The following is a 13,206-nucleotide window of genomic DNA, read 5'->3' on the forward strand; positions in this document are numbered from 1 at the left end:
AAAGAGTCGGAGCGTACATATGGATATCAACACGCTGGTTGTCGCATCTTTGCAGAGTCATCATGAGTTTGGCGGGCACATTTGGACGATTGAAAACGCTGAGAAATATTCGACATTGCCTGGGTATACCTCGGCCCTGAATCAACAGGTCAGTGAAGAAATACTGGCACTGATGACAACGTTGAACACTGAGGGCATAAGCGGTGCAGGTTTGTGTGCCGCGCCTTGTGGGTCGGGCTCCTTGGGCGAAATCCTGTATTCGGTTGCCTCTGACTTGGTTGATCTTCTGGGACCGGGGAGCTTGCATTACGTTGAGCTGGGTCCGGAACCGGTGAAGACGTCTGCGCTGATGGGCTATTTGCTTGACTGCGGCAGCGAACCGCAACACTACACAGCAGTGGATATCAATAGCGCTTCGCAGGCGGTCATGCGTCGAGTGGTAGAACCGCTGCTGCCAACTCCCCAAGGGTTTTCCTACCTGGCCACTGACTTTCGTGACCTGCACAGGCATCAGCTCGAACGGGGGCAGGATGTAACGCTGATCACAATGCTGGGGTTTCAAGAGGGCAACGAGTTGCCCGATACCATTGGCGAGATCATCCGCCGGGTGGGCGGTACGCGAACGTACGTCTTATCAGAAATGCAGCTGTCCACCGCTGGGGGGGACGCGCATATCCATCGTTTTTATGGGCACGATTGCATGAGCCGGTTTTCTGACCTGATCGGTTTGAAACTGGGCTTGAAGAAAACGGATGACCATCGAGTCGTCATTTCCCAGATTGAGCACCACGACCACTGCTACCGCGTCGCCGCAACGTTGCTCCCGGTCAATGATGGTCACAATGACGGCTATCTGTTGACGAATGTCTGCCTGAAATACACCCGTGAACAATTCATCCGTGTGCGGCAGGAATACGGCAGTTGCCGGGTCATTGGCGAGTATTGCAGTGGCGATGGCAGTGTCATGTATCAGTTGGCTGAGTACTGCCTGGACCACGAGGGAGGTTTGTAACGATGAGGCGAGACAGTGACCTACCCGTCTTTGCACAGGGGGCCGGACGGCTGAAGTTGGCATTGCAGGCATCGCTTTCGCCATCATCGTTGCGCTGCAAGCATCCTGGTGCATTGCTGGATACCTTGCAGCATTGGAATGATGGCTACTTGAACAAGACGGCGCCTGTGCTTGGGTACCAGCGAAGCCTAGCCGAACTGGGCTATGCCAGTTCGTCGGTGGATATTGCCGCGGCTGAACAGTTGACAGCAGTGGCACAGGTTTCGGGGTTGTTCAGTGAAGAAGGCGTCGTGCAATTACGCCGGGCCTGTTATCAATTGGAAGCAGGCTCTACCACCAGTGATTGGATTATTTCCAATCGTACCCGGGCGGCTACCGAATCTTCGACCCTGCTGCGGGAAATGATGGGCAGTCGCGCCTTCTTGTTAGCGGTGTCACGGATTGCAGGCGTTCCCTTGGTGCCACATCCGTTTTTGCGGGCGCGTTCGCAGGTTAACTATTTTTACCCGCCCCAGGCCCCCGAGGCCAAGGCCCAAGTCGGCATGTGGCATACCGATGGTACGAGTTTCGTCTTGAATATCCTGCTATCGGGCCCTGACGAGTATGAGGGTGGGGAGTTTGTCTTTTTTGAGGGGCCAAACGAGCTCTTTGATGTGAATGACTTGGGTGAACGTCTTTGCACCAGTGTGGCCAAGGCCTGCGGTGATGCTGTTTATATCTACGGCAGTCGTGTGTTTCATGGGGTTCGCCCACTCATCTCCGGTAGGCGCATGTCGCTGGTGCTTTCATTCCATTGTCCTTACAGCACAGCCGATGTGAACAAGTTCTGGCACCTTGCTTCCGATGACGGTGTGTTGAGGACGATCAGTCCATGGCTTCAACTTAAGCGCGACTTGGCCTTACCTGCCGATGAGCAATACCGGCGGCTCGATATTGAGCCTGTTACCTTTGCCGACCTTGCGGTTCGCCTATGAGGTTTCTCAAACTCATGCGCCTGGATGCGCTGAAGCTACTGCTATTGCAGGTTGTATTTGTCCTGTCTTGGAGTTCCGGTTTCATTGGGGCCAAGATGGGCGCCCAGGATGCCGGCGCGTTCAACTTGCTGTTCTGGCGTTTCTTGCTGGTGTCAGTGTGCCTGGCGCTGTTTTTGAATGTCGCACTGCTGAAGATTTCCTGGGCGCAAATCCGCCATCATGCGGTGATTGGTTTCTTGTCGCAGTTTCTCTATTTGAGTTGTGTCTATGTGGCCATTCAAAATGGTTTGCCTCCAGGCATTGCGGCGATCATTGCTGCCCTACAGCCGCTGATGACAGCGGCCCTTTCGTCAGGCAGTACCGTGGAGCGTAGCGGGGGCTGGCAGTGGTTGGGGTTGATGATCGGTTTTTGTGGCGTGTCGATTGTGATCGCTGGGCAATACCGCAATAGCGGTGCCGAGGTCGGGCTGGTCATGTATTTACTGCCGCTTGTTTCGGCATTGGGGCTGACGATGGCAACGCTGTATGAGCGCCGCGCAGCACTGACGCAAACTCATCGCAGTACGCTGAGCCTGTCGCTGTTCATTCAGTCGCTGGTTACCTTGATCGGCTTTACCGCTGCAGTGCTTTACACCGATACGTTGAATGTTCCGCAGGGGGCTGGCGTGTTGATCTCGATCGTTTGGTTGACGGTTTTTTCAACGTTTATCGCGTATCTGAGCCTTTGGATGCTGCTAAGGGTAATGACGGCCACCCATGTGGCGGTCCTGGTTTATCTGGAGCCACCCGTGACGTTGGTCTGGGCAGCACTTATGTTTGGCGATGTGATTTATACGTCGACTTATGTGGGCATCGTGGTGGTGGTGGCGGGGCTGATTCTGGTGCGTTTGAAACGACAAACCATGGTGTGTACGCCATAAGCCGTGAGCGCTTTTTTGCCCCACTAGGTCGGCTTTTTCGTTCCCAGCAACCGCAGTTCCTTGAGTAACGCTGCCCCCAGTTGTTCGGTGCCCACCTCCTTGTACCCCACAGCCTTGATCTTGCCATTCTGTTCCGCCTGGATGATGACCACCGGGGTCTCCTTAAGCGTACCTGCCTCGATGTGCATGGCGTATTGGGGAATGTCCATTTTGATCGGTGTACCGGCTGCCTTGCCCTTCACATTGATCAGAAACGCCGCGCAACCACTGTCTACATCCTCGTTGGTGGCGGACCGCCCGCTGACAAAGCAGGTCTCCGGCAGGTCGGGCCAGGCGATGGTTTGCGCCAAGGCCAGGGCGGGTGTCAGGAGCAGGGCAGCGAGCAGAAGCGTACGCACGTTGGGCAGTCTCTCAAGGGGCAATGGAACACAGGTTTTACCAAAGCAGGCCCGTTGCAGCAACGCCAGGGTTCAGCCCAGGCGCCGCATACCAGCGGCTTTCGCGGCGTCTAGATCAAAGGTGGCGGTGTATTCACACCCGGCGGCGTGGGCACAGCGTTCGATCAGGCAGTCGGCGAAATCCGCCTTGGTTGTGGTAAATCGGCGCACGGCCTGCCAGATGACTTCGGCATGCTCGATGATCAGTTCGCGGGTACGTAACAGGGTTTCCAGAACGGCTACCACTTGCGTCTTGGTGCAGGGGTAGCAGCTCTGTAGTACCCAGACCAGTTCCACCACCGAAACCAGGCTGACGAAACCGGGCGCAGCAACGGTCAGGGATTCGATCAGGTGCGAGGCTTTGGCCGATTGCGCCGGATCATCCTGGGTGACGTAGCGCACCAGCACATTGGTATCCAGGCCAATCATCCAGCCTTCGCTCCCTGCGCGGCGATTGCCTGGTTCATGTGTTCAATGCTGACGGCCTTGGCGGGTTTGCGGATCAGCCCCTTGAGGTCCTGGATGCTGTGGTTGGCGGCGATGATGGCGAACTTGCCGTCTTCCATTTCGACAAACTCCACCCGGTCTCCGGTGTCCAGGCCCAATGCGGTCCGGACTTGAACGGGGATGGTGATTTGCCCTTTTGAGGTGAGTGTGGCGGTGGCCATAATGAAGGTCTCCATCGGGATATTCCTTACCTTAGGGTAAGGAATAATGGAGGACAAGATCCGTTGGTCCATAGGTTGCTCTTCTGTGGGGTCAGTGATCGGAATAGTTAAAACCCTAGTCCGCTTTCGTTCCCTCGACACCCCACAGACAGTCCTAAAGCAATACAACCTATGACCTGGCAATTTGCCTTATTGCACGACTCGATAGCACGGCACATACGCCGCGCCGCCGGGCAGCTTCATCCGGTGCTGCTCCACGAACGCTTTCAACAACTCATCCAGCGGCTTCATGATGGTCGGGTCGCCGTGGATCTCATAGGGCCCGTTCTGTTCGATCAGGCGGATGCCCTTGTCCTTGACGTTACCCGCCACGATCCCCGAGAACGCACGGCGCAGGTTGGCCGCCAGTTCATGGGCGGGCAGGGCGTGGCTCAGTTGCAGGCTGGCCATGTTGGCGTGGGTCGGGTCGAACGGGCGCTGGAAGCCTTCGTCGATCTTCAGCAGCCAGTTGAAGTGGAAGGCGTCGTTGCGCTCGCGGCGGAACTGTTTGACCGACTTCAGGCCCGCGGTCATCTGCCGGGCGACTTCGGCGGGGTCATCAATGATGATCTGGTAGTGGGCCTGGGCCGCTTCACCGAGGGTCGCACCGACAAACGCATGCAGCTGTTGCAGGTACGGCGCCGCTTGTTTGGGCCCGGTGAGGATGACCGGGAACGGCACATCACGGTTGTCCGGGTGCATCAGGATGCCCAGCAGGTACAGGAACTCTTCGGCCGTGCCAGCGCCACCTGGGAAGATGATGATGCCGTGGCCGACGCGCACGAAGGCTTCCAGGCGTTTTTCGATATCCGGCAGGATCACCAGTTCGTTGACGATCGGGTTCGGTGCCTCGGCGGCGATGATGCCCGGCTCGGTGAGGCCCAGGTAGCGCCCGCCGGTGATGCGTTGCTTGGCGTGGGAAATGGTCGCGCCCTTCATCGGGCCTTTCATCACGCCCGGGCCGCAACCGGTGCACACGTCGAGGCTGCGCAGGCCCAGTTCGTGCCCGACTTTCTTGGTGTATTTGTATTCTTCGGTATTGATCGAGTGCCCACCCCAGCACACCACGATCTTTGGCTCGACCCCGGGCCGCAACGTGCGCGCGTTGCGCAGCAGGTGGAACACGTAGTCGGTGATGCCCTGGGAGGTGCTCAGGTCGATGCGTTGGCTATCGAGTTCGTTTTCGGTGTAGACGATATCGCGCAGGGCGCTGAACAGCATTTCCCGGGTGCTGGCGATCATTTCACCATCGACGAATGCGTCGGCGGGCGCGTTCAACAGTTCCAGGCGTACGCCGCGATCCTGTTGATGGATACGGACTTCAAAATCTTTGTAGGCGTCGAGGATGGTCTTGGCATTGTCGATATGGGCGCCGGTGTTGAGGATTGCCAGGGCGCATTGGCGGAAAAGCGTATAGATGCTGCCGGAACCGGCTTCGCTCAGTTGCTGGACTTCACGTTGCGACAGCGTTTCGAGACTGCCCTTGGGGCTGACGGAGGCATTGATGACTTGGCGTTGAGGCATTCTTATTCCCTGAAAGCGCAGCCACCGGGCGATGAACAGCCAGTGGCATGAGGATGACGAGCGCCGAATACGGTCGCACAGGACGGGCATTTTCCCTGCCCTACAGGCAGGACGCAAACTCCGTACAGCTTCATCATGCCGCACAATTTGCTGAATTCGCGTCCTTGTTGGAAAAATATAGTGCCTTTCCCCGCTGTGGATTGGATTTTGAGAACAGAAGAATTGCGACTATCGTGACGCTTCGGTTTTTCGGACGTCATAGACCAGTACGATTGACGCCGTAATGGCCACCATTGGCCATCGGCACCTTGGAAGAGGCAGAAATTTTATGATCATCAAACCGCGGGTTCGTGGCTTTATCTGTGTGACCGCCCACCCTGTTGGCTGCGAAGCGAACGTCAAAGAGCAGATCGACTACGTGACCGAGCACGGTGCCATCGAAGGCGGCCCGAAGAAAGTCCTGGTGCTCGGTGCGTCCACCGGCTACGGCCTGGCAGCACGTATCAGTGCCGCTTTTGGTTGTGGCGCCGACACCCTTGGCGTGTTTTTTGAAAAAGAAGGCGAAGAAGGCAAGCTCAGTTCTGCCGGCTGGTACAACAGCGCCGCTTTCCACAAGTTTGCCGCCGAAAAAGGCCTGTACGCCAAGAGCATCAATGGCGATGCGTTCTCTGACGAGATCAAGCGCCTGACCATCGAAACCATCAAGAAAGACCTGGGCAAGATCGACCTGGTGGTCTACAGCCTGGCCGCGCCACGCCGCACCGACCCGCAAGGCGTCGTGCATAACTCTACCCTCAAGCCGATTGGCAAGGCTGTGACCCTGCGCGGGATCAACACCGACAAGGGCGTTGTGGTCGACACCACGCTGGAGCCGGCGACCCAGGAAGAAATCGACGGTACCGTCAAAGTGATGGGCGGCGAAGACTGGCAGCTGTGGATCGACGCCCTGCGTGACGCCGACGTGTTGGCCGAAGGCGCCAAGACTACCGCGTTCACTTACCTGGGCGAAAAGCTGACCCAGGATATCTACTGGAACGGCTCCATCGGCGAGGCCAAGAAAGACCTCGACAAGAAAGTCCTGACCCTGCGCGACAACCTCGCTGCACTCAAGGGCGATGCCCGTGTATCGGTGCTCAAGGCCGTGGTCACCCAGGCCAGCTCGGCAATCCCGATCATGCCGCTGTACCTGTCGCTGCTGTTCAAAGTGATGAAAGAGCAGGGCACCCACGAAGGCTGCATCGAGCAGGTCTACGGCCTGTTCAAGGACAGCCTGTACGGCAGCGAGCCGAAGCTTGACGCCGATGGCCGCCTGCGTGCCGACCTGGCTGAGCTGGAGCCAAAGGTCCAGGACGCCGTCGCGGCGCTGTGGAACCAGGTCACCGACGACAACGTCAACGAGATCAGCGATTTCGCCGGCTACAAGGCCGAGTTCCTGCGTCTGTTCGGTTTTGAGATTGATGGCGTGGATTACGACGCTGACGTCAATCCGACCGTGAAGATCGAAGGCCTGGTCCAGGCTTAACCCCTTGTAGGAGCCGGCTTGCCGGCGAAAATCGTCAACGATTACGCGGGGTGCCTGGCGCCCCGTGGCGTTCTCGGGTTTTTCGCCGACAAGCCGGTTCCTACAAAAGCTCACATTTGGGAACCGTCCTACCTTTCCTTGCTTGCCCCTTCTTGACCTTGGTGTGCCAGACTGCGTCCGTTATCACACTAGGCTAACGGAGGATCTTCATGACGATTCGTGCAGTAGTTTTTGATTTCGGCGGTGTCCTGTTTGACTGGAGCCCGCAGCATCTGTACCGCAAGCTGATTACCGGTGACGAGGAGCGCCAATGGTTCCTCGAGAACATCTGTACCCAGGCCTGGAACACTGAACAAGACGCTGGGCGCACCCTGGCTGAGGCTACCCACAGCCTGATCGCCGAGCACCCGCAACATGAGGCCTTGATCCGGGCCTACTACGACCGCTGGCATGAAATGCTGCGCGGCCCGCTCGCCGATGGCGTGGCGATTCTTGAAGACCTGCATGAAGCCAAAGTACCGTTGTTCGGCTTGACCAACTGGTCCGCAGAAACCTTCCCCTATGCCCGCGCCAACTACCCGTTTCTCAAATACTTTCGCAACATCGTGGTGTCCGGCGAGGTGAAGCTGATCAAGCCTGACCCGGCGATCTACCGCGCCAGCCTCGATCAGGTGCGTGCCCATCTGCCGGATATCCGGGCCGAAGAACTGGTGTTTATCGACGATGTGGCCGAAAACGCCAATGCCGCCAGTGCCCTGGGCTGGCAGGGTATTCACCACGTATCACCCGAGCAGACCCGGCGCCAGTTGCAGGCCTTGGGGGTGAGCGTCTAGCGCGCCCATTGTTCTATCACGAAGTCGACAAACGCCCGCAGCTTGGGCAGGCGATAGCGGTCCTGCGCATATAAAAGGTGCATCGAGCGCGAGGGTGACTGGTAGCTTGGCAGTAGCGCCACCAGCCGCCCCGCCAGTAGATCGGCGCCGACCAGGGCGTCGGGCAGCATCACGATGCCCATGCCTTCGACAGCGGCACGGTGCAGCGCCTGGGAGCTGTTGATGGTCATGGGCCCGGACACGGCGACTTCCACTTCACCGTCGGCTGCGCGCAGGCGCCAGAGTTTGTCGGCGTTGCGCCAGTCATCGGTCGAAGGGTAGGCGAACGCCAGGCAGTCATGGGCCTGCAAATCCATGGGCTGCTGGGGCGTACCCCGGCGCGCCAGGTAGTCCGGCGACGCGCACAGGGTCATGGTGTAGTCCTGCAACGGCCGGGCGATCAGGCTGGAAGGTTGCAGTTCACCCAAGCGGATCGCCACGTCGAAGCCGCTATCGATCAGGTCCATGGCTTGATTGCTCAGGACCACGTACAGCTGGATCTTTGGGTAGCGTCGGGAAAACTCACTGAGCGCCGGTGCCAGGCGCTCGGCACCGAACGCGGGCGGGGCGGTGATGCGCAGCAACCCTTGTGGCGCCTCGCTGTGGATTTGCTCAGCCAACTGCTCGGAGTTGGCCACTAACCCCAGTACCTCCAGGCAGCGCTGGTAATAGAGGCCGCCGAACTCGGTCAGGCTTTGCTTACGGGTGGTGCGTTTAAGCAGGCTGACGCCCAGGCGTTGCTCCAGGGCGCGCAGGTGATTGCCGACCATGGTGGTCGACAGGCCGCAAGCCTGGGCCGCCGCGGTCATGCTGCCGGCCTCTACCACTTTGACGTAGACGGTCATTGCCTGGAACAAATCCATTATCAACCCTTGATTCAAAGTCATTGCAGATGTGCGCAGTTTATCCAGCTTGAGTGGCTAACGATACTAAGGCCCTGACCCCTATGGAGCCCGATGCCATGACCGCCGCTTGCCTGATGACCACCTATCAACCCCTGGCCCTGAGTTTTACCCGTGGCTTGGGCACGCGCCTGTGGGACCAGCAGGGCCGTGAGTACCTGGACGCCGTGGCCGGAGTCGCTGTGACCAATGTCGGTCACTCCCACCCGCGGCTGGTGACGGCAATCAGCGAGCAAGCCGGGTTGCTGTTGCATACCTCCAATTTGTACGGCATTGACTGGCAGCAGCGCCTGGCCCAACGGTTAGCCCAGTTGTCTGGCCTGGATCAGGCGTTCTTCAACAATTCCGGCGCCGAAGCCAATGAAACCGCGTTGAAACTGGCGCGCCTGCATGGCTGGAAAAAAGGCATCGAGCAGCCGTTGGTGGTGGTCATGGAGAACGCCTTCCACGGCCGCACCCTGGGCACCATGGCCGCCAGCGATGGGCCGTCGGTGCGCCTGGGGTTCCAGCGTTTGCCGGGGGATTTCATCAAGGTGGGCTTTGGTGATTTGCTGGCATTGGAGGCGGTGACGCGTGAGTTCGGCCCCAGGATAGTTGCCGTATTGCTGGAGCCGATCCAGGGCGAAAGTGGTGTGCAACTGGCGGCGCCGGGTTACCTGAAAGCGCTGCGCGCGCACTGCAGCCAGCATGGTTGGCTATTGATGCTCGATGAGATCCAGACCGGCATCGGGCGTACCGGCACCTGGTTTGCTTTCCAGCATGAGGGAATCGTCCCGGACGTCATGACCCTGGCCAAGGGCCTGGGCAACGGTATCCCGATTGGCGCCTGCCTGGCGCGGGCCGCGGTGGCCAAGCTCTTCACCCCCGGCAGCCATGGCAGCACCTTTGGCGGTAACCCGCTGGCGTGTCGCGTGGGCTGTACGGTGCTGGATATCATCGAGGAACAAGGCCTGCTGGAGAACGCCGCGCATCAAGGCGAGCGGCTGCTGGCGCGGCTCCGGGTGGAATTGAGCGAGCACCCGCAAGTGCTGGCGATCCGTGGGCGCGGCTTGATGATCGGCATTGAACTGGCCACGCCGCAGCGCGACCTGGCCGAGCGGGCCGCACGGGAGCAGGGGTTGTTGCTCAATGTCACGCGGGGCAAGGTCATTCGCCTGCTGCCGCCCCTGACCCTGGATAGCAAGGAGGTGGAGATGATTGTGCGGGCCATCGCTCGATTACTGTAAATCTGGCCCGTTCAGCCACTCCTGGTTCATCGTCTGGCTGTCCCCCAGGTACTCCAGCAGCCAGGTCATGGCCGGGGACAATTTGTTCTGCGCCCAGGCCACGCAGGACGGGCTGGCCGGGAAGGGCCGTGACAGTTGCAGCGCCGCCAACTCGCCACTGTCGATCAACGGTTGCACCAGATGCGCCGGAACCATGCCGACGCAGAGCCCATCCTGCAGGCAATCCATGGCCGATGCCCAGTTGGGGACCACCAGGCGCCGTTGGTTGTCCAGGGTCCAGGTGTCGCGCTTGGGCAGGTTGCGTGAGGTGTCGGTCATGCACAGCGACGCAAAGGGCCGCAGTTGATCGTCACTGAGCAAACCCTCGACCTGCGCCAGCGGATGCCGGGCGCTGACCACGCATAACCAGTTCAATAGCCCCATGTCACGAAAGGTGAAGTGGCTGGCCACCGGCACCGCGCTGGTGGCGCCGATCACGATATCGGTGCGTTCGTCTGCCAGGGCGTCCCACACGCCGTTGTACACCTCGTACTCCAGCAGCAGTTCCACGTCGGGGAACTGGCGATAGAAGTCCAGGACCAACTGCCGGCAGCGCTGTTGTTTGACGATGGAGTCCACCGCCACTTTCAACTGGCCGCTCCAGCCATTGGCCACCTGCTGGCACAGGCGGCGGGTGCCGAGCATGGTTTTCATCACGCCACGGGCTTCGTCGATGAACAGGCGGCCGGCAGGTGTCAGTTCCACATCACGGTGGCGGCGGACAAACAACGGCACCGCCAGCCATTCCTCGATTTGCCGTACGGTGTAGCTGATGGCCGAGGGTACGCGGTGCAGTTCCTGGGCGGCGGCGCTGAAGCTGCCATGGCGGGCTACCGCATCCACCACATCCAGGGAGTATTCGGACCACATGGGCGCTGCCTTCAAAAATATTGATAAGAGTGTTCAATTATTATCGCTTCACAGCTCAACTGTCAGCTTCATAATAGGCGCCAGTCAGCAAATTGTTTGATGGCAGTACCTACAAGGCTTCAATGAAAAATTCTTTTGGTTTTACCTGGTACCTGGCGGGGCTGAGCATGCTCGGCTACCTGGCCATGGATATGTACTTGCCCGCGTTCGGCGCCATGGGGGAGCACCTGCAGATTTCACCCGGTGCGGTGGGCGCCAGTCTGAGCATTTTCCTCGCCGGTTTTGCCGTGGGGCAACTGCTCTGGGGGCCACTGTCTGATCGCCTGGGGCGCAAGCCAATCCTGCTGGCCGGCCTGAGCCTGTTTGTGCTCGGCTGCCTGGGGATGTTCTGGGTCGAGACCGCGCCGCAACTGCTGGCCTTGCGCTTTGTGCAGTCGATTGGGGTGTGTAGCGCTGCCGTCAGTTGGCAGGCGCTGGTGATTGACCGTTACCCGGCGGACAAGGCGCATCGGGTCTTCGCCAGCATCATGCCGCTGATGTCCCTGTCACCGGCGCTGGCACCGCTGTTGGGTGCGGTGGTGTTGAATCACTGGGGCTGGCAGGCGATCTTCGCCGTGTTGCTGGGCGTCTCGCTGTTATTGCTGGTACCCACGCTGTTACTCAAACCTATGCCCAAGCGCCTGGCCGCCGATGGCGAAAAAGCCCGGTTGGGCTACGGGCAACTGTTCAAGTCGCGGGTGTTCACCGGCAATGTGATGATCTTTGCCGCGTGCTCCGCCAGTTTCTTCGCCTGGCTGACCGCATCGCCATTTATTCTCGGTGGCATGGGCTACAGCCCCAATGACATAGGCCTGAGCTACGTCCTGCCGACCCTGGCGTTTCTGGTGGGTGGCTACAGTTGCCGCAGTGCCTTGCAACGATTCCAGGGCAAAGTCCTGTTGCCCTGGTTGCTGGTGGCGTACTGCATCAGCATGGTGGCGCTGTATCTGGTGGCGACCCTGACGGTGCCGACACTGACCACCTTGCTGATTCCGTTCTGCCTGATGGCCCTGGTCAACGGCGCCAGCTACCCGATTGTGGTGGCGAATGCGCTGATGCCTTTTTCGGAAAACTCCGGCAAGGCTGCCGCGCTGCAAAACACTCTGCAATTGGGTTTGTGCTTCGTCGCCAGCCTGCTGGTGTCGTCGCTGATCGAAGAGCCCTTGCAGATCACCGCAATCGTGATGCTGGCGACCGCGCCGCTGGCGGTGTTGGGTTACTGGCTGGCGCGGCCCAAGTCGGATGAGTCGCAGTTGGCGGCCGCTTAAAACGTCACTTCCATGTTCACGGTTGGCGTCGAGGTGCGGCTGCCTCGGCCGCCATCTACACCGAACTTGTTATGCCAGTATTCGTAGCCCACCCCCAGGTACAGGTTGGGCTTGACGCTTTTACCCGGTCGTACCGCAACCATCAGCGCGGTGCGCACCAGGGTCTCGGCGGCGGTGTCGCGGCTGTTGTAATCGTGGCCCTTGTCACCGACATGGTTGATGAACCCCTGGAACTTCGCGCCATGGTTGCCGATTTCGAACGGGCGCATCCACGTCAGGTTGAGCATGTAGGTGTCGTCGAAGGTATGGTTCGGATCCTTCGCGCCAGGGATACCGGAATGGTTGTTTTCCTTGTAGTACATCAGGCTCAGGTCCAGCACCCCGACGGTATTGAACTTCAGGGTCGGCCCGAGCACCAGGGCGCGTTTTTTGGCCGAGGCCAGGTTGTTGTTGCGGTTGGCATCGAAGCCCAGGGTCAGCGCGTAATCCTTGATCAGCCCGGTGCCCAGTGGCCTGTCGAATACCCGTGATGCATACAGTTGGTGCCGATAGACCGCATACACTTCGCTGCCACCGTGGTCGGTGCCTTTGCGCGGGTCGCGGCTGTCGGACAGGAATACGTCGAGATGGAGAAAGTTGCTGCCGTACTGATAACCACTGGCGTGGGTGAAGCTGTAGATGCGTTTGCTGAATTCGTTGGGGTTGTTCGGATTGGTGAACTGTTGCCCGTAGCGAAATCCTACGCTGTTGTTCATCCATTCCACCGCGACAGCCTCCCCGCCGCCGAGGAGTGTGAGTAAAACGGTTGCGCCGTGCAGTGCCTTTTTCATTGTTTTAGTTCCTTTGGCGTTTGGCTCATGGCAGCCGTGCCGGGCCGCCGGGCGCAGTATCGGC

14 protein-coding genes are annotated in these 13,206 nt (G+C 59.3%); 7 read left to right on the forward strand and 7 right to left on the reverse strand.

Features of this window, described 5'->3' with window-relative positions; genetic code table 11:
* Window positions 1–19: 19 nt before the first annotated feature.
* Genes HKK57_RS18460 through HKK57_RS18470 form a run of 3 tightly spaced genes read left to right on the forward strand, consistent with a single transcriptional unit; the run spans window position 20 to window position 2,906 of the window.
* Window positions 20–1,012, forward strand: a complete 993-nt coding sequence (locus HKK57_RS18460) for a hypothetical protein (RefSeq protein ID WP_169390521.1) — start codon at window positions 20–22, stop codon at window positions 1,010–1,012.
* A 2-nt stretch (window positions 1,013–1,014) separates the two neighbouring features.
* The gene (locus HKK57_RS18465; protein ID WP_169390522.1) at window positions 1,015–1,986 is read left to right on the forward strand and encodes a 2OG-Fe(II) oxygenase; all 972 of its coding nucleotides are present in this window, start codon (window positions 1,015–1,017) and stop codon (window positions 1,984–1,986) included.
* Window positions 1,987–2,000: 14 nt separating this feature from the next.
* A complete protein-coding gene (locus HKK57_RS18470; RefSeq protein WP_169390523.1) occupies window positions 2,001–2,906 on the forward strand; it encodes a DMT family transporter in 906 nt (301 codons plus the stop codon).
* A gap of 23 nt (window positions 2,907–2,929) precedes the next feature.
* On the opposite strand, the gene HKK57_RS18475 is transcribed toward HKK57_RS18470, so the two are convergent.
* From HKK57_RS18475 to ppnN, 4 genes are all read right to left on the reverse strand, one after another.
* A complete protein-coding gene (locus HKK57_RS18475) occupies window positions 2,930–3,304 on the reverse strand; it encodes a hypothetical protein (protein WP_029293956.1) in 375 nt (124 codons plus the stop codon).
* 72 nt (window positions 3,305–3,376) lie between these two features.
* Window positions 3,377–3,772, reverse strand: a complete 396-nt coding sequence (locus tag HKK57_RS18480) for a PIN domain-containing protein (protein WP_070994575.1) — start codon at window positions 3,770–3,772, stop codon at window positions 3,377–3,379.
* Window positions 3,769–4,026, reverse strand: a complete 258-nt coding sequence (locus HKK57_RS18485; RefSeq protein ID WP_029293960.1) for an AbrB/MazE/SpoVT family DNA-binding domain-containing protein — start codon at window positions 4,024–4,026, stop codon at window positions 3,769–3,771. Before HKK57_RS18485 ends, HKK57_RS18480 begins: the two co-directional genes overlap by 4 nt.
* A 174-nt stretch (window positions 4,027–4,200) precedes the next feature.
* Entirely contained in the window at window positions 4,201–5,574 is a 1,374-nt protein-coding gene (gene ppnN / locus HKK57_RS18490; RefSeq protein WP_092231573.1) for a nucleotide 5'-monophosphate nucleosidase PpnN, read from the reverse strand.
* Window positions 5,575–5,902: 328 nt separating this feature from the next.
* Between ppnN and fabV the strand changes: the two genes are divergently transcribed.
* Both fabV and HKK57_RS18500 read left to right on the forward strand, forming a co-directional pair.
* Window positions 5,903–7,096 (forward strand): enoyl-ACP reductase FabV, encoded by a 1,194-nt coding sequence (fabV, locus tag HKK57_RS18495; protein WP_029293964.1) that lies wholly within the window; start codon window positions 5,903–5,905, stop codon window positions 7,094–7,096.
* Between the two features lie 209 nt (window positions 7,097–7,305).
* Entirely contained in the window at window positions 7,306–7,929 is a 624-nt protein-coding gene (locus HKK57_RS18500) for an HAD family hydrolase (RefSeq protein ID WP_029293966.1), read from the forward strand.
* Here HKK57_RS18500 and HKK57_RS18505 read toward each other — a convergent pair.
* On the reverse strand, window positions 7,926–8,831 hold the full coding sequence (locus tag HKK57_RS18505; RefSeq protein WP_169390524.1) for a LysR family transcriptional regulator: 906 nt from the start codon (window positions 8,829–8,831) through the stop codon (window positions 7,926–7,928). The two genes, HKK57_RS18500 and HKK57_RS18505, sit on opposite strands and share 4 nt — an antisense overlap.
* A 98-nt stretch (window positions 8,832–8,929) precedes the next feature.
* Here HKK57_RS18505 and HKK57_RS18510 point away from each other — a divergent pair, with 98 nt between their 5' ends.
* Window positions 8,930–10,096, forward strand: a complete 1,167-nt coding sequence (locus HKK57_RS18510; RefSeq protein ID WP_169390525.1) for an aspartate aminotransferase family protein — start codon at window positions 8,930–8,932, stop codon at window positions 10,094–10,096.
* Here HKK57_RS18510 and punR read toward each other — a convergent pair.
* Entirely contained in the window at window positions 10,088–11,005 is a 918-nt protein-coding gene (gene punR, locus HKK57_RS18515) for a DNA-binding transcriptional activator PunR (protein ID WP_029293973.1), read from the reverse strand. The two genes, HKK57_RS18510 and punR, sit on opposite strands and share 9 nt — an antisense overlap.
* Window positions 11,006–11,127: 122 nt before the next feature.
* Here punR and punC point away from each other — a divergent pair, with 122 nt between their 5' ends.
* Window positions 11,128–12,312, forward strand: coding sequence for a purine nucleoside transporter PunC (gene punC / locus HKK57_RS18520; RefSeq protein WP_029293975.1), 1,185 nt, complete (start codon window positions 11,128–11,130; stop codon window positions 12,310–12,312).
* On the opposite strand, the gene HKK57_RS18525 is transcribed toward punC, so the two are convergent.
* Window positions 12,309–13,142, reverse strand: coding sequence for a nucleoside-binding protein (locus tag HKK57_RS18525; RefSeq protein WP_104910656.1), 834 nt, complete (start codon window positions 13,140–13,142; stop codon window positions 12,309–12,311). The genes punC and HKK57_RS18525 overlap by 4 nt on opposite strands.
* Window positions 13,143–13,206 lie beyond the last annotated feature (64 nt).

The organism is Pseudomonas sp. ADAK21 (assembly GCF_012935735.1).
GTDB lineage: Bacteria > Pseudomonadota > Gammaproteobacteria > Pseudomonadales > Pseudomonadaceae > Aquipseudomonas > Aquipseudomonas proteolytica.